Raw genomic sequence first — 20595 nt, forward strand, 5'->3', positions numbered from 1 at the left:
TTGCCACTATGCAAAGTGACACGAATCACTGCATATTTAAAGATTCTTTGCCATACTTTTGAGGAAGGAAAGTTTTCATTAAAACGTCACAAACTCCTGGAAAATATGAGTCATTCACAACTCCTTTGGATTATTATATTTATACAGGGGAAATATTAGTAAATTGGAGGGCGGAAAATGGGAGAATCGAATTTTGTCAAAACAGTCTGTGGCTATTGCGGAACAGGATGCGGCCTTGTTCTTGAAGTGGTAAATAATAAAATTGTGAAAATTCGCGGTGATAAAGACGCACCTGTCAATAAAGGCCAGACATGTGTAAAAGGCTCCTTCGCATATGAGTATGTTCATGCACCAAACAGGCTAAAGGCTCCGATGATTCGCAAGGCTGGAGAGCTTGTTGAGGTTTCCTGGAATGAAGCTTTGAAATTCATTGCTGAAAAGCTTGGGTCAATAAAATCTGTATTTGGCCCCGAAGCAATTTCCATGTTTGCCTGTGCTAGGACAACAAACGAATCAAATTATGTTACTCAAAAATTTATGAGAACGGCAATTGGCAGCAATAATATCGACGGCTGCAACCGAACGTGACACGCTCCTAGTGTTGCCGGTCTGGCAACTGTGTTCGGAAGCGGATTTCCAACAAATACGCTTGAGGATTTTGATAAGGCGGAAGTGCTTCTCCTGATGGGCTCAAATACGTCAGAAGCGCATCCGATTATTGCAAATCGCATCAAGAAAGCGGTTAAATCAGGTTTAAAGATGATTATAATCGACCCAAGAAAAATAGATATGGTCAAACAATCTCACCGTCATCTTCAGCTTAATGTCGGTTCTGATATTGCATTAATTAACGCCCTCATGAATGTGATTATTAATGAAGGTCTTTATGACACTGGTTTTATTTTAAGGCATACCGATGAGTTTGAGGCATTGAAGGAACGTGTGAAATTGTATACGCCTGAATTTGCTTCTGAAATCACCGGTGTACCGGCTGAAGATATCAGGGAAACAGCTCGTGAATATGCGGGTTCTAATGGCTCAATGATTGCATATACTCTTGGGATTACTGAGCATCATTGCGGAGTAAATAATGTATTTGACATTGCCAACCTTGCTCTTTTAACAGGCAATATCGGAAAAGAAGGCACGGGGATTATGCCTTTGCGCGGCCAGAATAATGTTCAGGGTGCCGGAGATATGGGCTGCCTTCCTAACCAGCTTACAGGAGCAATTAGCCTTGCCAATGAAGAATACCGGGCGCGCTATGAGCGTGAATGGGGCATGGCGATCAATCCAATAGCAGGAGATACACAAACACGAACCTTCGATCGGATTGAGAATGGAAGCTTGAAGGCACTTTATGTTATCGGAGAAAATCCGCTGCTGGCGGATGTTCATATGAATCATACTCGAAAACTGCTGGAAAACTTGGAGTTGTTGATTGTTCAGGATATTTTCCTAACCGAAACAGCACAGATGGCAGATGTAGTCCTTCCCGCTCGTTCCTGGGGAGAGGTGGATGGAACATTTACGAATACAGACAGAAGGATTCAGCGTGTCCGTACAGCTGTTGAAGCACATCCGAATACGAAGGAAGATTGGCAAATCCTTTGTGAATTGTCCACACTGATGGGCTACCCAATGAGTTATGAAAGCAGTGAAGAAATCTGGAATGAGGTAAGAAAACTGGCATGGGAAATGTATGGCGGGATATCTTATCAGAGGCTTGACGAGAATTACTCTTTGCATTATCCATGCCCGGACGAAAGCCATCCTGGAACGTTCGTGATGCATGAACGTTTCCACACGGAAGCAGAGAATGTACGTAAGTCGCCGTTTGTTCCTGTTGATTATACTGAACCGCTTGAATTGCCGGATGAGGAGTATCCATTTACACTGACAACCGGCAGGAGGTACGAATCCTATAACACTCATACCCAAACCCGCCACTATGCTCCGGGAGTTAAAATCAAACAGACCGAGGAAACGGTTGATATCCACCCGTCAGATGCCGAGAAACTCGGCATTGAAAATGGTGACCTGGTCCATGTTAGTTCACGGCGGGGTGAGTTGACAGTTAAGTGCAAAGTAACCGAACAGGTAGTTCCTGGTCTTGTGTTCATGAGTTTCCACTGGCATGAAACACCGACCAATGTGCTGACATTAAATGAATATGACCCAATATCCGGAACAGCGGAATTCAAGGCATGTGCAGTTGCCATCCGCCCGGCTTAGAAATGAGGAAGGAGCAGGCTATTGGGCCTGCTCCTTTTTCAATATACTCGATTACTGTCATTCATCGTCTTATGAATGACATCTCGCAGCCTCGGTAATCCTGACTTGTCATTAATCTGCTTTTTATGAATACATCTTGCTTCCTAATATTCTTCCCGTAAATTATGCAAACCTATAGTAAATAAGCAGAAATGTCGAAAGGACGAATATAAAGTTCAGAAATACAAATACAACCCGGTCCATAACAGTTTTATGAATTGCAATTGGCGGCTTGTAAAAAGATACACCTTCAATAATGAAGATAATCAAAATAACATGAATCATAAAATGTCCCACCAATTCAAGCCAACCGAACAAGGTGGTTGTTAAAACAAAAATGATAGTCAAAACAAAAGCCAGCAGCCTGTTCAATACTCCCACAACAAGGAGATACCCTACAACAAATTCAATAAATGCGCTTAGGATGATAAACAATTCTGGTGGAAAACCAAAAGTAGGGACTTTGTGCCCAGAAATAATATCAAGAGACATTCCCGGGAACACCCATTTTTCAACGGCTACCCAGCAGAGGGAAAGACCTGTACCAAGATACAAGAATGGAAATCCCCACTCTTCCCATTTAGTATTTCCTATTAATAAAACGAAGATGATAGCAAGATAAAACCCATAATCAAGCATATGGAAAAAGCCGTAATGAGGGGTCAAGTATATAAATAAACCAAGTAAAAATAGAGCACCTGCTTTAGTTGCGTAATGGTGTGGAGTGAGAAGCAAGGCGATTGCGATCCAGGAAATAATGGCAATTGCCGTTGATGGAATGATAACTTCTGGAGCAAAAATTGTTCCAAAAGATACTTGGATTATTAGCGCTACGGCTGTACCATATTTCAGTATTTTCCGTGAATACTTCCTGAAACCTTCAAGATATCTGTCAATCCTTGCGAGCGGTTCCCATTTCATAATCCAGGGAAGCAACTGGGGAAGTGCTGCTAAACCAAGAGCGATGATTAAAGAAATGGAAATAAATAAAGGTGATAATATTTCCTCAATAGGCACCTTTTTAGGTTCAACATCAGTAAACCATTTAACATGGCCGAAAACCAAAATGGGAGTCAGTACTATAACAAGTCCTATACATGCAGCTGAAATTCTTTTTTTCATCTCTCTATATACCTCCTTTTCGTTCTTCGTATCTTATACCCACCGGGAGGAATACACATCCTTTTTTCGCACAAAATCAGTTGAATTAAATAAGAATATTCTGTTAATTAGTCACCGGAATGTAAAGTTCCGGTCATTCTTGTTACTCAATTATCATGTCCCTGTTCTTTGGATTTTATTTTTTCGTGCTACTATTAGTTTTGTTAGCCAAAAGAACTTTGGGAGGAATGATTGATTATGAAAAAGAAGCTTGGAAGTTTACTAGCGGCGGCTGCACTCTCTGGAACGATTGGCGTCAATGTACAGGCTGAAGAAATTACAGTACAAAAAGGCGATACCTTATCGGGACTTGCACAAGTACATAATGCAACAGTTGATGATATCATAGCTTGGAACGGGCTTACATCAGATATGATTTATGCAGGTGAAAGGTTAAACATTCATCCAGAAACAATGTACGTTGTGAAAAAAGGTGACACTCTTTGGAATATTGCAGAGGAGCATTCTATATCCCTGCAGAAATTAGTAGATTGGAATGATCTGAAAGGGGACTTAATTGTACCCGGAATGAAACTATCAATTACAGGTCCAACGACAGGGACAAATGCGATAGCAGCGAAGCAGGAAAAGAAAGTGAATAATGTTAAAGCTGTATCCAAACCAGCTGTTAAGCAAGTTAAACAAGTCAAAAAGGAAGCAGCAGCGAGTGAAGTAGCAGGAAAACAGCTTGTTGCCACAGCGACCGCTTATACAGCCTACTGTGAAGGCTGTTCCGGAACAACTGCTACCGGAATCAACTTAAAAAATAATCCAGGTGCAAAAGTGATTGCTGTAGATCCATCCGTGATTCCACTAGGCAGCAAGGTCTACGTTGAGGGTTATGGCTATGCAGTTGCCGGCGACACAGGCGGCGCTATTAAAGGAAATAAAATTGATGTATTTATACCTTCCAGGGATGCTGCTCTTAAATGGGGAGTCAAAACGGTGAAGGTCACAATAGTAGAATAATCAAATGCCGCCTCAGGGCGGTTTTTTTTGGAAATTATAAATTTCGCGAATGTGGATAACTTTTTTTACTGAGTGTATCTACGTCTAGCTCCAGCGCCTACGCGTGCGCAAACTTCAGGCCTCCTCCCTACGATAAGTCATGCACGAATGCGCTATCGCTCTTCGTGATTCCTTTATCTCAGTCGAAGTCCCTCCATTTTGTACGGCATGACCACTAAGGGAAGCTCCTGAGAATAATCATCGCAGGGACAGGCGGTTCTTTCCTGTCACGAAGGCGCTTCCGCTTTTGTTCTTGAAGCATAAACATCTCACCTGAATTTGTTTTTAATACATGAGTAGTGGGTAAACTACTATTATAACAGATGAAAGGAAGATTAATATGCTCTGGACCATTGTAGGGCTGCTAGTACTCTTCTGGATCGTCGGATTACTATTCGACATCGCTGGCGGTTTAATTCATTTACTACTTGTAGCAGCTGTTGTTGTGTTTTTATTCAATATGTTTAAAAACAGGGCAAACCGGTGACTGTTAGTAAAATAAAAGGGCTGCATCCATTTTAATTTGGATGCAGCCCTTTTTGTTTAATCTGTCTCCCTAAACATACCTACATAATTTTTTGTTTTTCCGTTTTCATCCTTAATTGCCCTAATGATCAAATATTCCTGATAAATGTCACCATATTTTCGCTTGTTCCAAATAAGCCCTTCCCAATGACCTTTAATTTTGAGGTCTTCCCACATTCTTTTGTAAAATTCAATATCATGTTCACCAGACTGAAGGACGCTTGGGGTTTTTCCATGTACCTCCTCAATAGTGTATCCGGTAATCCTTGTGAAAGCGGGATTGATTTTTAGGATGATTCCATGCGGATCTGTTAATGTAATCCCTTCATTCGTAAGGGAAATAATCTCTTCAGAAACGCGCTGCTTTTCATGACTGATTGTCCACAAAACAAATATTAGTGCAGCAAGTGCAAACTGTGACAATACCATAAAACCGAACGTATATTGGTGTGTATACTGATACATCGCACCAACAACAATTGGAGGAAATGTAGCTCCAAGACCGCCAATTGCTGTAACAACGCCATTTACAATACCTGGCTGTTTATAAAAATGATGCGGCACCAGCTTGAATATTGCTCCACTTCCCAATCCTGAACAAATCGCTACGACTAAACAGCCAAAAGAAAAAATCGGCAGGGATGGAGTTAAGGATAAAAGGACGCCTGAAAGCATTAGACCTAAGAAACTAATCATTAGGATATGCCAGGGATTGAACTTATCAGCGAGCCAGCCTCCGACAACACGGGATACAATACTGGTGAATATAAACAAAGCAGTCCTAAAACCTGCATCTATCTCAAGCAAGCTAAAGTTCCTAACCATGAAGATTGGCAAGTACATAGTGAAGGTTAGAAATACGCCAAAGGTGATGAAGTAAAAAAAGCTAAGCAGCCAGAGCCTTTTATTCTTGTATACTTTAAAAAATTGGTCTCTTAAAGGTTCCTCTTCAGTCTTTTCATATTTGTCACCCAAGAGGAAGTTTAGCAATGCTAAAAATAGTACTAAATAAAGATAAATTTCTACCGTATCTCTCCAGCCAATTTTCGAAGCAAGAACTGGTGCGATAAAGGCAGTCAAAGCAGTACCGATGGTGCCGACTGCATAAATTCCATTGACCATTCCATGCTTTGTATCCGGAAAATACTTTGGCAAGGATGTTGTTCCCACTGAGAAAACCGCTCCTCCGAAACCTAGAAACAAGCCAGCGGCGAGCAGGGGAAGCACTGAATTGGAATATTGGACGAGCAATATAGGAACAATCAATATGAAGAAACTGACACTAAACAATATTCTTGCCCCAAATCTCCCTGTTAAATATCCGGCTGGCAACCTGAATAGAGACCCAAGAAAAACAGGGAGGGCGATAACCCAAGCTGTTTGAGTTGTAGTTATGTTTAAATCAACCTCAATAAAGGGCATTAATGAGGCAATAATCACCCACACCATAAATCCGCCGATGAGGCTAGCTGTTTGCAAAACTAATTGCCTTACTCCCTGATTCATAAAAATCCCCTTTTTTTAACATACAGCACTTGGGAAAGACTGTATTTACTTTTTATAAGCTAACAATAATATAAGTATATTAAATCGGTGTCCAAAAAACCATTAAGTAAATAGAAATATCCAGTTGCAAGCAGATTAGGATGCCTTAACAAAACACAAAGGAATAGTTTCTCTTGGTTTTTTTAAAAGCTGGATTTATGATTATAAAGAAATTGAAGGTGGTATACGATTAGGTATCAATCAAGCCTATGAAAACCGAAAGAGAAAAGATTATTAATTGTTTGGCCACCAAAGGAGTGATAAAAGTGATTAATCAGTACGCTGTAATTGGCTTAGGCAGGTTTGGCATGGGGCTTGCGGAAAGTTTAGTTGAAGCAGGACAAGAAGTGATGGGTGTTGATACAAATGCAGAACGGGTTGAGGACGCCCAGGTTTTACTCACTCATGCGGTTATTGCTGATTCCACTGACCCGGACGCACTTAAATCAATTGGGATCCGGAACTTCGATACTGTTGTTGTAGCAATCGGAAATGATATTCAGGCGAGTATCCTTAGTGTTCTTCTTTTAAAAGAAGAAGGAGTAAAAAAGGTTATTGCTAAGGCGATCAATAAGCCACACGGGCAGGTGCTGGAAAAGGTTGGGGCGGACTGGGTGATATTCCCTGAACGTGATATGGGGGAACGGGTAGCCCATATGCTGCTTTCCCCTAATGTGTTGAACTTTATCGAATTATCCAAGGATTATAGTGTCGAGGAAATGAAAATCCCTGGTTCAATGACCCATAAAACATTGAGGGACCTGGACCTCCGCGCAAGATTTAATCTAAGTGTCATTGCAATCAGACATGGAAAGAAAATAAATATATCACCTTCTCCTGATGAAGCCATCCTGGAAGGTGATGTCCTTGTCGTAATCGGTGAAAAAAAGGATCTTGAACGATTTGGAAATCTAACTTAAAAAGAGGAACGGATGCAAGTTGATCCGTTTCTCTTTTTGTTTAAAAAGCCATATTAATATAGAAAGCCTTGCTTAATTAGCCCAAGTTGAGAGGCTCTCAAGCCATACACCGCCAAGCGTGTGTTTAACACCTTTTGTCTTCCCATTTCCACTTCCTGTAAGGTAAAATATAGGAAAGAAATATATATTTTTAAAAAAGGGGATTTGCAGGGTGATTGATTTAAGAAGCGATACTGTAACAAAACCGACAGAAGAAATGAGGCTTGCTTCCTATAGGGCAGAGGTAGGGGATGATGTGTACGGTGAAGACCCGACTGTTAAAAAACTTGAGGAAACAGCGGCGGAAATGCTTGGCAAGGAAGAAGCCCTGTTTGTGACAAGCGGGACGCAAGGAAATCAGCTGGCAATTTTAGTCCATTGCAAACCAGGGCAAGAAATCCTCCTTGAGGAGGATTCACATATTTTTTATTATGAGGCGGCTACTGCATCCGCACTTGCTGGAGTGCAAACTAGAACGATTAAGGGGAGCTTTGGCGCAATGGATCCGGCTCTTGTCGATGCAGCCATCAGGGAGGACGATATTCACTTTCCAGAGACAGGCTTGATTTGCCTCGAGAATACGCACAACAGAGCAGGAGGATCAGTCCTTTCTTTAGAACATATGGAAGCCATACATACTGTTGGAAAAACAAACCTGGTACCGGTACATATTGATGGAGCAAGGCTCTTTAATGCGGCAGTGGCACTTGGCGTTCCTATTTCGGATCTTGCCCGCCATTCCGATACATTACAAGTGTGCTTGTCCAAAGGCCTCGGCGCGCCGGTAGGGTCTTTGCTGGCTGGAAGCAGCGAGTTTATTAGAAAGGCCAGGAAGTGGCGTAAACGCCTTGGGGGAGGTATGCGCCAGGCGGGAGTCATTGCGGCGCCTGGGTTGATTGCCCTAACACAAATGGTCGATCGACTGGCGGAGGACCATGAAAATGCCAAAGTTCTTGCTGAGGGGATAATGAATATTGCCGGGCTGCGCATTGCCAATAATGTTAAAACCAATATTGTTGTGACCGATGTCAGCCAAACAGGTTTGGGCGAAAAGGCGTTTGTAGAGAAACTTAAAGAACAAGGGATCCTTACTGGGTCGGTAGGCACAGGACTAATCAGGATTGTTACGAATTATGATGTGAGCAAGGACGATATCCAGTCAGCATTGACCGCAATCCAAGCAGTTGTTCGAGCAAAATAAAAACAATAGATTATAGGGGGATGTCGAGTGTTTGCGAATACCGGTGCTGCCGAAGATAAAAATGTTAAAATGGTTGCTTATACTATTATCCTGTTTATTAGCAGCTTATTTGCTCCATTTGTAATTGTTGCTTCAATACAAAGCATGTTCTTCTATGAAAGGGAATATTGGTTTTTTGAAACTCCCGCATCAGCTTATTTGATCTTTATGGCAGGGATGTTTCTAGCTGCAATTGTAATGTCCGCTTATTTGATTTTGAATTGGAAGTGGGAACATAAACGATTGCCTTGGATTTTAGCTGGAGGGCTTGTTTTATGTATTCCTTTGCTTGCCGCTGGGATTGATCATTATTACTACGCGAATGAAAAAGGTGTTTATTTAAATGAGGCTGCCGGAGTTGGTACAAAGGAATATGAATGGACTAAATTTACGGCGGTAAAGAAGGTTTATGTTAAAAGCAATCAGGGCCAGGTGAGCCTTGATAATTATACCTTTACAACTGAGAGCGGGGAAAAGGTTGTACTGAGAAATTCCAATAAATTTTATGATGCCAAGCCGCGGATTGACGAAATTATTGAAGGACAGGGATTAAAGGTTTCAGACAACTTCCATAATCCGATTATGGAAAAACAATAATCAAAAGAAGCGCCTTCAAAATGAAGTGCGCTTTTTTCTGTTAAGAAAGGGTCTCAGGACCTTTAAATATGTCCAACGGTTTTAGGGCAAAGGATTGATCAACATATATAAAAGCATCATATCTTTCGGAAATAACCGAAGGAACATAATTACCATAATGCTCGTACTCGGGATTGTAGACAACTCCAATTGCGCGATGGCCCATACGCTCGGAAAACAGGTTACGGTTCTCCTCGGTAAATAAAAGCCATTTATTATAGTCGCCAGCCTGGTGCAAGGCATCTTCCCAACTGAAAGCCTGTGCGGGTGGCACGTCCATTTCTTCATAAGATGAGCCCCAGGCTTCCCCTGCGATGACGGTCCCGCGGTGGGTGCCAAATCCGGTGATGAATACATCCTTCTGTCGATTTTGTTCCCTGACGATCTGGCCCACATTGATCATACCGGCTTCCCTCATATCGGTGGCCCTTGCATCCCCAACATGAGTATTATGCTCCCATATTATCGCGCGGGCGTCGGGACCATGAAATTTCAAAATCGCATTCAAAGCTTCGACCATATGCATATCTCGTGTATTCCAGGATTCAGAATCGCTTAAAACCATTAATCGATAATATTGTTCGGCATTGGCAGCGACAAGCGCGTTAACTTCAAGGCTTAGAGCTGCTTCCGAATCATTTGGGTCTGTTTCAACTGACTTACGGATTCTCGACAATAAGTCAACAACTTCATTTGAGCATCCTTCCGACAGATAACCAGCGGAGATTGCGTACGTTTCATTGTTCCGGTTAAAAGGTTCGAAGCAGGAGAATGCCTTTATGGCAGCCGGCAGCTCTGGAGAGTTAATTTTTTTAAGGTACGAGACTACTTCATCCATTGATTCCCACAAACTGTATACATCTAGCCCGTAAAATCCTGCTTTCTTTCCTTCCTCCAGATTCATATTATGCTGTTTCAACCATTCGAGCAACGATACGATTTCTTTGTTGGCCCACATCCAGGTCGGCCATCTGTGAAATGCTTTTAAAACTTCTTCAGGGCTTCTATTGTCGGTTTGAGATTTTATATAGGAATTTACGGTGTGGCAAGATGGCCAGTCTCCTTCAACAGCAATAAATGAAAATCCTTTCTCCTGTATCAGCCTCTTTGTGATTTCCGCCCGAAGTGTATAAAATTCTGACGTTCCGTGTGAAGCTTCGCCAAGGAGCACAATCCGGGCCTCTCCCATTTTATCAATAAGAGAATTCAGGCCTTCTATATTTTCAAAAGGGTGGGCCCACTTCTCGATTGATTCCTTTAAGGGTATTTTCATATATACACCTCTTTTGGTATAAATCTGTGTTAATACTTGTTGAAAATCAGCATAGTTTGTCTTTGTCTGCCGAAAGTTCCTTATTTTTATCATCGCAATTTGTCAGTACTTGCGCTTGCCTGGGAAATAGATGTAGTAATATTTCCTGTTTTCTCGATTATTTTTCCATCAGTATTAAGAGAGTAAATTAAATTTCTAAATGAGCTGTTCGAAAACATTATTCAAGTGTTCAGCTCTGGTATCATCCTGTTCGTCACGGGCATAATTAATTTCCTCTGGCAGGATCGTATTCAGGAATTGAATGTCCTTTTCTGATAAAGAACTTACGAATTCTTCCTCCGATGAATAATTTTTTTCGAGCAAGTCGTAAATACGCTTTCCTTGACCATGTCCTTCAGTATAGTTCGAAACAATTTCCCTTAAGTATTGCAGTGATTGATCCATGTTTTTTCCTCCTTTAATTACTCTTTTCCTATGAGCTCCAATATTGGTTTGACTGCGGAAAGGAGTGTGGGTGCACTGTTGTCCGCGGAAGTATCACCGTCTCCAATGAATACAGTTTTACAGCCAGCAGCCTTCCCGGCTTCGATGTCCCGCTCGTGATCTCCCACCATAACAGAAGCTTGCAGATCGATATTATGTTTTTTCGCCAAATCTTCCAGCATCCCAGGGTTTGGTTTTCGGCAAATACAACCCTCGTGTGGTTTATGAGGACAATAAGCGATATCTGAAATAGTTCCGCCCTTTTCTTTAATCAATTTAATTAAATGATTGTGCACCTTTTGCAATTTTTGCTCAGTCATAAACCCTAGGCCTATTCCTCCTTGATTAGTTACGATAAAGACTGGATAGCCTGCTTTTGTAAGTTCAGCTACAGCCGCCGCGGCACCCTCGAGCAAGAATAATTGCTTTGGGGTATTAACAAATTTCACTCGTTTTGTCAGGACTTCGTTTAAAACACCATCTCTGTCCAGGAATACTGCACTTTTCAACTAGTTCACCTCCGCACCTTTCAAGAAAAGCGCAAGCGCCTCGCTTCAGGCAAAATGCGCCTCGCGACAGGAAAAAAGCCTCCTGTCTCTGCGATGTAAATTCACGGATGATTTCCTTTTGTCTCTGCATGATTATTCTCAGAAGCTTTCCTTGTGCTACCGCTTTTTCTTCGTACGATGCTTATGCCGCCGAGGCACTCTTTGTGGAGCTAAACAGTAATCGAAAAAATACACTTTCATATATTTTAAAATGCCCTGAAGCGCCAATAAATATCGGGCCATGGAACTTATAAAGTCTGTTCCTTTTTTTGAATATGTCTAAACAGAGTTAGAAAAATTCCTCTCAGCTGCCAGGAATATATGGTCAGTATTTTCGATTCCAGCCTGGCAACCATTTAGTAATTGAGAAATGGCTGCGTGCAGATTTTGGCAAATTGTAATTCTTGCCAGCAGTTTTTTTAAATCTGTAAATGCTTAGAAGAAGGCTTTTTCGAAATTCCATGAAGAGATAAATTTTTTCTTCATCATCCAGACTCTTAACACCAGCCTGTACTACTTTTTAGCTTTATTGAATAAAATGGAACATCTTATAGATTCGGGGAGAAGCAAAATGACGATGCGCAGATTTGCTAGGAAGGGTGGATTGGTTATAGCGGGAGGCGTTATCCAGGGAATGGGTATGGGCCTTTTCTTGTTTCCACATAGCATTCCATCAGGGGGGGCAGGGGGACTAGCCGTTTTGCTGCATTATTTCCTTCATCTCGACATGGGCTTGGCACTATGGGCAGTAAACTTTTCCATGCTGGTTCTTGCGATTAAATACCTTGGAAACGAGAGTACTCTTTGGACAATGTTTGCCATTACGATTACATCTGCATCCATTTATGTTAGCCAAAAAACAATAGACATCCCATTTCGGAATGTCTGGATTGATTTAGTTATCGGATCACTTTTCCTAGGAGCAGGAGTCGGCCTACTATTAAGGCAGGGTGTATCGAATGGCGGAGTCGGTGTCCTGGCCCTAATTATTTCAAATGTAAAAGGGATTTTGCCAGGAAAGCCATTGTTTTGGATCAATGGCTGTATTTTTATCCTGACTGCGTCAATTATTGCGTGGGAGATCATCATTCAGGCTTTAATCAGCCAGTGGATTTCCGCCAGGATTGTCGATGTTGTCTTTAAAATAAGGCTTTATAGCGCATACTCCCTGGCTTTTCGAAAAAAGTAAAATGGGCCTATACATAATTGTAGCGGAACGAATCCCTGCTTTTATCGTTTTTGTCTTTATTATTGGACTTAACATGGATTAGCAGTAAACATAAAAGCGCTACTACTAGTGTTAAGGAAGCTATCGTCAGAAACATACCTGTTCTCGACCATTCAATTAGCCTGGTAAAAATAGGCGGGCCGACTGCAACCCCGATAAAGCGGACCGACCCATACAAGGAAGTGACAAAGCCCCGCCGTTCTTTTCCTACGGATCCAGTGATTAAACTATTTAAGCATGGCAGTACCAGACCGGTTCCAACGCTGCTTAAAACCAGAACTATTAGGAAAGGAATTAACCGTTCAAAGAAAACTAGTAGAGCATAAGAAATAGTCATGAACGTTAACCCTAACACAATAAGCTTTTTCATAGCTGCGGTGTTTTTCCCTATCTTGCTGCCGGTAATGTAAGATGTTATCCCCATAACTAATAATGGGATAGCAAGAATTAGCCCTTTAATTACCCCATCAATTTTGTATTGTTGTTCGAGAACATCCGATAAATAAAACAGGATACCGAATAGTGTAAATAGGCATGTAGCTCCAGCCAAATAGGTGGTAAGAAGCCAGCGGCCCTCAAACTTGAATACACTGACTAGCCCTCTCATGTATTTTCCAAAGGGAGGTGGTGCCTGCTTGTGGCTCTTTTCTTTTATAAAAAATAACGTAAGCAAAATGGAAATGGAACAAATTGCTGGGAAAGCGAAAAATACTGCAAACCATGTGATTAGGCCGAAGAGTGAACCCAAAATAGGAGACAGGACCTTTCCGAGACCATTTGAAGCTTCAACAATCCCCAGTACCCTGCTTTGCTCTCCACCCTTAAAAAGATCTCCGGTCAATGCCATCGCAATTGGTGCAGTGCCTGCCGCTCCAATTCCCTGTAATACCCTGCCGGTTAGAATCAACCAGTAGGGATCGTTTATAGCTGATGAGGCGAAGCCTGCTAAGAGCCCGCCTGCGCCGTATAGGAGCAGCGCTGGCAAGATAATGATCTTCCTTGAAAACCTGTCTGATAAATATCCCAGAATCGGAATAAAAATAGCGGCTGCTATAGAAAAGACGGTGATGGTTAAGCTTGCCTGCAGCTGGGAAAGTCCCAGCTCTGTCTTCATTTGTGGCAATATCGGGATTAGCATCGAATTTCCCAGTGTCATTATTAATGGGATTGAGCCAATGGCAGCAACCGTCATGCCGTTATTCTTTTTTGCCACCGGGAATCACTTCCTTTAAACATGTATTAAATCTTTATTTTAGGTTTAATGGAGGCAGGATAAGCCAGCCTTTTTGTTTCATAATTGTTGCTAGCTTATCGGCGTACTCAGCCTTTTGTGTCAGGAAATCCCCAAACATGGAGCGAATATCTTCCCGGATTGCAATACCCATAATATAACTTGCGAGCACATTGCTGCCACTTATATCTCGAGCAAGTAAAGCCGCGATTTCAGGGTCATTGAATCGGGCGCCCGCGGGAATATCCTCAGTGGAAACATTCGGGCGGTCAGGGGGTGCGGGCGGAAGCCTAATGCCATTTTCTTTTAATACAGCTTCAACTTGTTGTTCCTCTTGTTTTACGCAATTCTCCATTAAGTCCTCAATCAAAACCTTCAAATCATGGTCTCCTGAATGATTCGAGAACACCTGCAGGGCAACTAAATATGCCTTTGTCCCGAGAAGGTGAGACCAGAGATGAAATACCTCCCCAGCATGGATCGGTTCATCCTGAGGATTGCCGTTCATTATACCCATATCATTCACTCCATTCATAAAACATGTGATTAGTCTTCGTTTTAGTGACTAATAACTTACAAACCATATTTTGGGATTTTTAAAAGCTGATGTACCGCATGGGATGTTTATGCTCCCGGCATTCCTGTTGAGCTGGACTCATCCCCGCAACTAGTCGCGAAGCCTAAAGTTTTCTTTATAATCAATAAAAAGAAGGCATTACTGCCTCCTTTAGAAAGTTATCCTTTAACTCCGTATAAAATACAGCCAACTCCAGCAAATACCCAAAACATTTTTATTAGTGATACCTTTTCTACTATACCTATTAATCCAATGGTAGTTGTAGACAAAAGAATAATTGGACCTATTAAGGCAAGGGAACTATTAATCAAAAGTGCCTTCTCGATTGCATTGAATTTAATCATAAGAAGGGCGGCGAATATTTCAATCCCCCCGGATACGAGTCGCAGCAACGCCATTGCAAGAACTGTTTTCTCAATTACTGTAAACATAACGCCCTCCATCTTTATTGTCTCTACACTATATGCACAATCCTTTGAGACAAGCACCCGTCCTTGGATAAAAAAACATATTAAGGATACATTAGGAACGATAAAATGACTATCTTGCATACGTGGGGTTAAGAAATGAAACTTAGAAGAAACAAGCCGATAAGTAAAAAGGAAATATTGAATGAGGAAACGGCAAAGCCAATTAGCAAGGAGTATCAAGAAAATATAGACACCCTAAAGCGTCTCTTTAAAGATTGTTCTGACATAGTGTTTAGGGAATTTCGAACAGGGGATAGGCAATCGTGTTTAATCTTTGTGGATGGCCTCATTGATTCTCCAAGCATACAGCTTCATGCCATTAAACAGCTTTTGGATAGCAGCGATCTAAATAACCTGACAGCGAAATTTATAATGAACGAAATTGTTTCGATTAACTCTGTAAAAGAAACGGATTCATTGGATGACTCTGTAAAGAAAGTACTCGCCGGAAATACAATCCTAATTATTGAAGGATTGGAAAAAGCACTGTCATTTGATTCGAAGGGTGGGGCCAGGAGAAGTGTTGCCGAGCCTGAAAGTGAAACAGCTGTCCGTGGGCCGCGTGAAGGTTTTACAGAAAGCTTAAGGGTGAACACGTCGCTTGTCAGGCATAAAATCCGTTCTAATCGGCTTAAAATCATTTCGAAGGAAATTGGAGAAGAAACTGCCACAGGGGTTGCTGTGTTGTATATTGAAGGACTGGCTGATCCCGAGCTTGTTAAAGAAGTGGAATCAAGGCTTGATCGGATCAAAATTGACGGGATTCTCGAAAGCGGCTATATAGAAGAGTTTATTGAAGATAATCCATGGAGCCCATTTCCACAAATTCAAAATACTGAAAGACCGGACACGGTTGCGGCAAACCTATTGGAAGGCAGAGTTGCAATTATTGTTGATGGGACACCGTTTGTTTTAATTCTGCCAGTAGTGTTCTGGCAATTTCTGCAGGCAAGCGAGGATTATTACAATCGCTTCCATATTTCCGTTTTTCTTCGGCTCATCAGGGTTATTTTTATTGTAATTGCTCTTGAATTACCAGCTTTATATATTGCGGTTACAACTTTCCATCAGGAAATGATACCTACTAATTTGTTATTTAGTTTTGCTGCCAGCAGGGAGGCTATCCCATTTCCGGCTTTTATTGAGGCTATGATCATGGAGCTTTCTTTTGAGGCATTGCGAGAGGCAGGGATTCGGCTCCCAAAAATAGTTGGACAGGCAGTTAGTATCCTTGGGGCACTCGTCATCGGCCAGTCTGCAGTTGAAGCAGGGATTGTCTCTGCCCCTATGGTCATCATTGTTTCTATAACAGGGATTGCATCTTTTACGATTCCACGTTTTAACTTAGCAATATCTATTCGGTTGCTGCGTTTTCCCTTAATGATTCTTGCTGCCATGTTTGGTTTGTTTGGTATCGTTCTCGGTTCAATGATTATTTTTACTCACCTCTGTAAACTGAGGTCGTTTGGTGTACCATACTTTTCTCCGTTAGCGCCATTGTCCTTCAGAGAATTAAAGGATGTTTTTCTAAGGGCACCGTGGTGGGCAAACGATCTAAGGCCAAAACAATTGGTTAAGGAAAATCGCGTTCGGGAATCCTCAAACTTGAAACCGGGGCCAGGCAATTTGGGTGAGGAAGGAGGAACTTCATGAGCAGGTTGAAACTCCTTAATTTAATCATAAGTACAGCACTTCTTACTGGCTGCTGGGACCGTACTGAAATCAATGATATGGCGTTTGTTATTGCTACAGGTGTAGATAAGGGAGAAAAGGATAATTACAGTGTTTCTGCGCAGATTCCCCTGCCAAGCGCATTGGGGGGAGCAGGGTCTAGCGGCGGCGGCGGCGGAACTTCAGGTGGACCTTACTATGTAATTATGGGTAAGGGAAGAAGCATTAAAGAAAGCTATGATGATATGCAAATCAGGATGTCGAGAGAGCTTTACCTCGCCCATCGCAGAGTAATCGTCATTGGTGAAGACATGGCCCGTGAAGGGATTCGCCAGCCAATTGAAACAATCCTTCTCCAGCCGCAATCAAGGCTTTCAACCTTTTTAGTGATAGCAAAAGGCAGAGCATCGGACATGTTATCAACCCAGCCTAAAATGGAAAAACTGCCTGGAGAGGCAATCCGTGAAATGGCAAAAAGCAGTCTCGGAATGACAATAAAAGATGCAATTCTTGATATCGAACGCCCTGGCAAGGTTGCCGTTGTACCAGTTATTAGTACTGCCGATGAAAAGGGTGCGGCCAAAAAGGGCAAAGAAATTATCATGCAGGATTTTGCAGTTTTTTCGAAGGATAGGATGAAATTTATAACGAATAGGAAGGAATCTTTAGGAGTCCTTTGGCTCTTTGAAAGGATGGATAGAAAAGCAATCACCTTCCCTGTCCAGCCTGGCCGACATATGAGCCTTCAAATAATTGAAAGCAGATTCAGGCCAATCTATGCTTTAAAGAATGGAAAGCCAAGCTTTACCATCCGAATAGACACTGAAAGTATATTAATGGACAATGATTCAAATATTGAATTGGATGATGCTAAAACGTACCGACATATAAAAAAAATGCTGGAAAAAGAAATAAAAGGGCAGGTCGAGGCAATTCTTAATCGTGCACATAAGGAGAAAGCGGATGTTGCAGGGCTGGGATGGTATCTTTATAAATCACACCATTCTAGATGGGATTCTGAATGGAAAGAAAATTGGTATGAAAAGCTTCCAGAACTGGACTTTACCGTTCAGGTCAACGGCGATATTCAGAGAATGAGCAATTCAGGCCTTCAAGTAAAGGAATGACTGTATGGGTAAAGGGTTAGCTTTATTAGGAATTGTCCTAATCGTGTATTGTATTGTGGTTGCCAGGACAAATACGGTAGATAAGAAGCTTAAAAAGTGGGCTATACTTGCAGCTGTGCTAGCAGGAGGTCTTTCGGTGTTCATATTCATGGACATCTCATTTGATAGATTCTCCGTGTTACTTAATGGAACAGTGGGTGATTTTACAAGGATGGTGGTGAATAAATGAAATTATCTATATCTGTTCTTCAGCTTTCATTAATCACCGCTAATTTTGTCTTTACTTCAACCTTAATCAATATGTATCAAATGGCAGTTGATATAGGAGGGCAAAATACGTGGATTGTCCCGTTTATCATTTTTCCGGTCCAAGTTATGCTCATATGGGTCATCATCGGCAAAAAGGCGAATTGGGAAAAATATTGCAAAGTCTTTGCCACCGTTTCAGAAAGGAAAACAAAATGGCCGGAAAAATTATTTGCCGTTGTGTTCCTGATATTTATCGTGTTCGTATTTATTAAGGACTTACGAGCACTGATCGATTATATGGCAACAAAGCTGCTGCCAACCACTCCACTTGAAATCTTGACTTTTCTGACTATCCTGACGTTGATTTATATTGTCGCATCTGGTTTTGAAGTTATTGTACGCGTTTCTTCGGTTAGTTTTGTTTTTTTGGTTGCAGTAGTCCTGAGTATCCCGTTTATGCTATTAAATGAAATTGAGCTAGGGAATCTACAGCCCATCCTGGCAATGGAAATGCTGCCGCCAATGGCTAAATCAATATATATTCAATTCGGCTGGACAGCTGAATTCGTGTTCATACTGTTTGTTTTCCTGTTTATCCATCCGGTAAAAGAGGCAAGGAAAGGCCTTATTTCAGGGGTAGCATTAGGTATTGCCCTAATGGTTATCCTGCTATTTACTGAAGTGGCGGTACTAGGGGTCAAGCTCGTGTCAATTTCCACGTACCCGACTATTACACTTATTCAACAAATCAATATTACTGATTTTCTCGATAGGCTTGATTTATTTTTGGTGACTTTGTGGATGCCGACAATTCTGGCAAAAGTAGCCTTGTCACTTTATTTGGTTAATAGATGTCTAAGAGTAATAATCGGCAAGAGCACAAATATATTTTTGGTTCCTCTATCCTTGATAATGGGCATTTTAACCATTCTCCTTTTTAGTAACAATGTTGAGCATTTGAATTTCTCCTTTTTTACCTGGCCAACACTGGGGCTTGCCCTAGAATTGTTTTTAATTTTACTGTTCCTTTTAATAAAGAGACAAGCCATTAGGAAATGGAAGCCAACAGAAAACAAAATGTAAGAAGGCCTGCGATTGCAGGCTATTTTTTTTGAGGTTTCTTTTCAACAAGTCTGTCATTTCTACTACACCAAGGGAAAAATCCCAGGAATAATCCTCGCCGAGACACAGAGGAAGCTTATTTAAAGAGGATCTTTGAACGAGTCTTCACCTTCAACTCCAATAAACACAGTATAAAAACATGATTATCAACTAACACGCTTTTGGAAAAGAAACTTTAAATTTGGAATAGGCAATTTAATTAGGGACAGGAACCTATCTGTCATTTTTTCATAGGTTAAAACAGGTCGACAATTGCCTAAAACCTACAGAAAAGGACGGATAGCCCATATGAAACTAAACGTTGCAAAACCATGGTATATTATGGTGATTTCCCTATTTGCTGTTTTTACTTTGTTATCTGGCTGCTCCTCAGAAGAGAAGAAAGAAAGCTCCAAGCGAGAACTTACTACAGTTAAAATTGGCTACCAGAAAAACGGCCCACTTGTTATCCTTAAATCCCTAGGTACTTTAGAAAAACGACTCTCTAAAAAAGGAATTACAGTTGAATGGAAGGAATTCCAGGCGGGCCCCGCTTTGGTAGAGGCTCTAAATGCAGGCAGCATTGATTTTGGCCGGACGGGTGATTCCCCTCCTATATTTGCACAGGCTGCCGATGCCCCTTTTGTTTATATTGCAGCGGGGAAGCCGAAATTCAAGGGAAGCAAAATCCTCGTCCAAGAAAACTCACCAATTAAAACCATCGCGGATTTAAAAGGAAAAACGGTCGGATTCGCTAAAGGCTCCAGTTCCCACTACTTATTAATAAAAGCGCTGGAAAAAGCCGGTCTGGAATATTCTGATATAACTCCGGCATTTCTTGCACCGGGAGACGGAAGGGTTGCTTTTGAAAAAGGAAATATTGATGCCTGGGTTGTTTGGGATCCATTCACTTCATCTGCGGAAGTGAATTCAAAAGCAAGAACATTAACAGATGGTGAAGGACTGACAACAGATAGAGACTTCCTTCTTGCTAGCACAGAATTTGCGAAACACAAGGATATTGTAGCCGAGATTGTTGATGAAATTGAGAAATCATCTGAATGGGCAAACACTCATCATCAGGAGCTGGTTGATATGCTCGCGCCCATTTTGAAAATCGATAAACCATCACTTGATATGGCTGTTAAAAGAAGGGTTTACGGGGTAGACAAAATGACGGATCTTATTGTGGGTGAGCAGCAGGCAATAGCCGACACATTTTACGATCTTAAAATCATCCCTAAAGAAATTGATGTAACCGAGGCGTTGCAAAAGTAAAGAAAGGGGGC

At 41.6% G+C, this 20595-nt stretch carries 20 protein-coding genes; 12 read left to right on the top strand and 8 right to left on the bottom strand.

All coding sequences use genetic code 11. The features are described from left to right. The first annotated feature begins 177 nt into the window (after positions 1 to 177). A complete protein-coding gene (fdhF, locus tag AM500_RS26080; RefSeq protein ID WP_442853994.1) occupies positions 178 to 2235 on the top strand; it encodes a formate dehydrogenase subunit alpha in 2058 nt (685 codons plus the stop codon). A gap of 162 nt (positions 2236 to 2397) precedes the next feature. Here fdhF and AM500_RS11095 read toward each other — a convergent pair whose 3' ends face one another. Next, positions 2398 to 3396, bottom strand: coding sequence for a DoxX family membrane protein (locus AM500_RS11095; RefSeq protein ID WP_053599261.1), 999 nt, complete (start codon positions 3394 to 3396; stop codon positions 2398 to 2400). Positions 3397 to 3633: 237 nt separating this feature from the next. Here AM500_RS11095 and AM500_RS11100 point away from each other — a divergent pair, with 237 nt between their 5' ends. After that, positions 3634 to 4404, top strand: a complete 771-nt coding sequence (locus AM500_RS11100; protein WP_053599262.1) for a LysM peptidoglycan-binding and 3D domain-containing protein — start codon at positions 3634 to 3636, stop codon at positions 4402 to 4404. Between the two features lie 379 nt (positions 4405 to 4783). Continuing rightward, the gene (locus AM500_RS25450; protein ID WP_139070012.1) at positions 4784 to 4930 is read left to right on the top strand and encodes a lmo0937 family membrane protein; all 147 of its coding nucleotides are present in this window, start codon (positions 4784 to 4786) and stop codon (positions 4928 to 4930) included. Positions 4931 to 4986: 56 nt separating this feature from the next. On the opposite strand, the gene AM500_RS11105 is transcribed toward AM500_RS25450, so the two are convergent. Further along, entirely contained in the window at positions 4987 to 6474 is a 1488-nt protein-coding gene (locus tag AM500_RS11105) for an MFS transporter (RefSeq protein WP_053599263.1), read from the bottom strand. 305 nt (positions 6475 to 6779) lie between these two features. Here AM500_RS11105 and AM500_RS11110 point away from each other — a divergent pair, with 305 nt between their 5' ends. The 3 genes from AM500_RS11110 to AM500_RS11120 all read left to right on the top strand — a co-directional run bounded on the left by AM500_RS11110 (position 6780) and on the right by AM500_RS11120 (position 9309). Then, positions 6780 to 7433 (top strand): potassium channel family protein, encoded by a 654-nt coding sequence (locus AM500_RS11110; protein WP_231688136.1) that lies wholly within the window; start codon positions 6780 to 6782, stop codon positions 7431 to 7433. 211 nt (positions 7434 to 7644) lie between these two features. After that, positions 7645 to 8673 (top strand): low-specificity L-threonine aldolase, encoded by a 1029-nt coding sequence (gene ltaE, locus AM500_RS11115; protein WP_053599264.1) that lies wholly within the window; start codon positions 7645 to 7647, stop codon positions 8671 to 8673. Between the two features lie 27 nt (positions 8674 to 8700). Further along, positions 8701 to 9309, top strand: a complete 609-nt coding sequence (locus AM500_RS11120; protein ID WP_053599265.1) for a hypothetical protein — start codon at positions 8701 to 8703, stop codon at positions 9307 to 9309. 40 nt (positions 9310 to 9349) lie between these two features. On the opposite strand, the gene AM500_RS11125 is transcribed toward AM500_RS11120, so the two are convergent. From AM500_RS11125 to AM500_RS11135, 3 genes are all read right to left on the bottom strand, one after another. Then, a complete protein-coding gene (locus tag AM500_RS11125; RefSeq protein WP_053599266.1) occupies positions 9350 to 10621 on the bottom strand; it encodes an erythromycin esterase family protein in 1272 nt (423 codons plus the stop codon). Between the two features lie 195 nt (positions 10622 to 10816). After that, positions 10817 to 11065, bottom strand: coding sequence for a sigma-G-dependent sporulation-specific acid-soluble spore protein CsgA (locus AM500_RS11130; protein WP_043933760.1), 249 nt, complete (start codon positions 11063 to 11065; stop codon positions 10817 to 10819). A 17-nt stretch (positions 11066 to 11082) separates the two neighbouring features. Beyond that, entirely contained in the window at positions 11083 to 11613 is a 531-nt protein-coding gene (locus tag AM500_RS11135; RefSeq protein ID WP_053599267.1) for a D-glycero-alpha-D-manno-heptose-1,7-bisphosphate 7-phosphatase, read from the bottom strand. A 610-nt stretch (positions 11614 to 12223) separates the two neighbouring features. Here AM500_RS11135 and AM500_RS11140 point away from each other — a divergent pair. Next, entirely contained in the window at positions 12224 to 12841 is a 618-nt protein-coding gene (locus AM500_RS11140) for a YitT family protein (RefSeq protein ID WP_331457447.1), read from the top strand. A 7-nt stretch (positions 12842 to 12848) separates the two neighbouring features. Here AM500_RS11140 and AM500_RS11145 read toward each other — a convergent pair whose 3' ends face one another. The 3 genes from AM500_RS11145 to AM500_RS11155 form a co-directional block, all read right to left on the bottom strand. Next, positions 12849 to 14072, bottom strand: coding sequence for an MFS transporter (locus tag AM500_RS11145; protein ID WP_156319921.1), 1224 nt, complete (start codon positions 14070 to 14072; stop codon positions 12849 to 12851). A 55-nt stretch (positions 14073 to 14127) separates the two neighbouring features. Next, positions 14128 to 14628: a DUF3231 family protein gene (locus tag AM500_RS11150; protein WP_053599269.1), complete on the bottom strand. Its 501-nt coding sequence runs from the start codon at positions 14626 to 14628 to the stop codon at positions 14128 to 14130. Positions 14629 to 14846: 218 nt separating this feature from the next. Then, complete coding sequence (locus tag AM500_RS11155) at positions 14847 to 15119, bottom strand: YqhV family protein (protein WP_053599270.1); 273 nt, start codon at positions 15117 to 15119, stop codon at positions 14847 to 14849. 135 nt (positions 15120 to 15254) lie between these two features. On the opposite strand from AM500_RS11155, the gene AM500_RS11160 reads away from it, so the two are divergent. The 5 genes from AM500_RS11160 to AM500_RS11180 all read left to right on the top strand — a co-directional run bounded on the left by AM500_RS11160 (position 15255) and on the right by AM500_RS11180 (position 20584). Next, the gene (locus AM500_RS11160; protein ID WP_082347201.1) at positions 15255 to 16811 is read left to right on the top strand and encodes a spore germination protein; all 1557 of its coding nucleotides are present in this window, start codon (positions 15255 to 15257) and stop codon (positions 16809 to 16811) included. Continuing rightward, positions 16808 to 17956: a Ger(x)C family spore germination protein gene (locus tag AM500_RS11165; RefSeq protein WP_053599271.1), complete on the top strand. Its 1149-nt coding sequence runs from the start codon at positions 16808 to 16810 to the stop codon at positions 17954 to 17956. The genes AM500_RS11160 and AM500_RS11165 overlap by 4 nt, the downstream gene beginning before the upstream one ends. A gap of 4 nt (positions 17957 to 17960) precedes the next feature. Beyond that, entirely contained in the window at positions 17961 to 18185 is a 225-nt protein-coding gene (locus AM500_RS11170; protein WP_053599272.1) for a hypothetical protein, read from the top strand. After that, on the top strand, positions 18182 to 19288 hold the full coding sequence (locus tag AM500_RS11175) for a GerAB/ArcD/ProY family transporter (protein WP_053599273.1): 1107 nt from the start codon (positions 18182 to 18184) through the stop codon (positions 19286 to 19288). The genes AM500_RS11170 and AM500_RS11175 overlap by 4 nt, the downstream gene beginning before the upstream one ends. Before the next feature lie 327 nt (positions 19289 to 19615). Next, the gene (locus AM500_RS11180; RefSeq protein ID WP_053599274.1) at positions 19616 to 20584 is read left to right on the top strand and encodes a sulfonate ABC transporter substrate-binding protein; all 969 of its coding nucleotides are present in this window, start codon (positions 19616 to 19618) and stop codon (positions 20582 to 20584) included. Positions 20585 to 20595: the final 11 nt, after the last annotated feature.

The sequence above is a fragment of the Bacillus sp. FJAT-18017 genome, assembly GCF_001278805.1.
Taxonomy (GTDB): domain Bacteria; phylum Bacillota; class Bacilli; order Bacillales; family Cytobacillaceae; genus Bacillus_D.

Excerpts from the sequence above, each read along its gene's own strand:
- AM500_RS25450 (WP_139070012.1), top strand. The coding sequence starts at position 4,784 with ATGCTCTGGACCATTGTAGGGCTGCTAGTACTCTTCTGGATCGTCGGA.
- AM500_RS11130 (WP_043933760.1), bottom strand. The coding sequence starts at position 11,065 with ATGGATCAATCACTGCAATACTTAAGGGAAATTGTTTCGAACTATACT.
- AM500_RS11175 (WP_053599273.1), top strand. The coding sequence starts at position 18,182 with ATGAAATTATCTATATCTGTTCTTCAGCTTTCATTAATCACCGCTAAT.
- AM500_RS11160 (WP_082347201.1), top strand. The coding sequence starts at position 15,255 with ATGAAACTTAGAAGAAACAAGCCGATAAGTAAAAAGGAAATATTGAAT.
- AM500_RS11170 (WP_053599272.1), top strand. The coding sequence starts at position 17,961 with ATGGGTAAAGGGTTAGCTTTATTAGGAATTGTCCTAATCGTGTATTGT.
- AM500_RS11150 (WP_053599269.1), bottom strand. The coding sequence starts at position 14,628 with ATGGGTATAATGAACGGCAATCCTCAGGATGAACCGATCCATGCTGGG.
- AM500_RS11125 (WP_053599266.1), bottom strand. The coding sequence starts at position 10,621 with ATGAAAATACCCTTAAAGGAATCAATCGAGAAGTGGGCCCACCCTTTT.
- AM500_RS11165 (WP_053599271.1), top strand. The coding sequence starts at position 16,808 with ATGAGCAGGTTGAAACTCCTTAATTTAATCATAAGTACAGCACTTCTT.
- AM500_RS11140 (WP_331457447.1), top strand. The coding sequence starts at position 12,224 with ATGACGATGCGCAGATTTGCTAGGAAGGGTGGATTGGTTATAGCGGGA.
- AM500_RS11155 (WP_053599270.1), bottom strand. The coding sequence starts at position 15,119 with ATGTTTACAGTAATTGAGAAAACAGTTCTTGCAATGGCGTTGCTGCGA.
- AM500_RS11180 (WP_053599274.1), top strand. The coding sequence starts at position 19,616 with ATGAAACTAAACGTTGCAAAACCATGGTATATTATGGTGATTTCCCTA.
- AM500_RS11105 (WP_053599263.1), bottom strand. The coding sequence starts at position 6,474 with ATGAATCAGGGAGTAAGGCAATTAGTTTTGCAAACAGCTAGCCTCATC.
- AM500_RS11145 (WP_156319921.1), bottom strand. The coding sequence starts at position 14,072 with ATGACGGTTGCTGCCATTGGCTCAATCCCATTAATAATGACACTGGGA.
- AM500_RS11100 (WP_053599262.1), top strand. The coding sequence starts at position 3,634 with ATGAAAAAGAAGCTTGGAAGTTTACTAGCGGCGGCTGCACTCTCTGGA.
- AM500_RS11095 (WP_053599261.1), bottom strand. The coding sequence starts at position 3,396 with ATGAAAAAAAGAATTTCAGCTGCATGTATAGGACTTGTTATAGTACTG.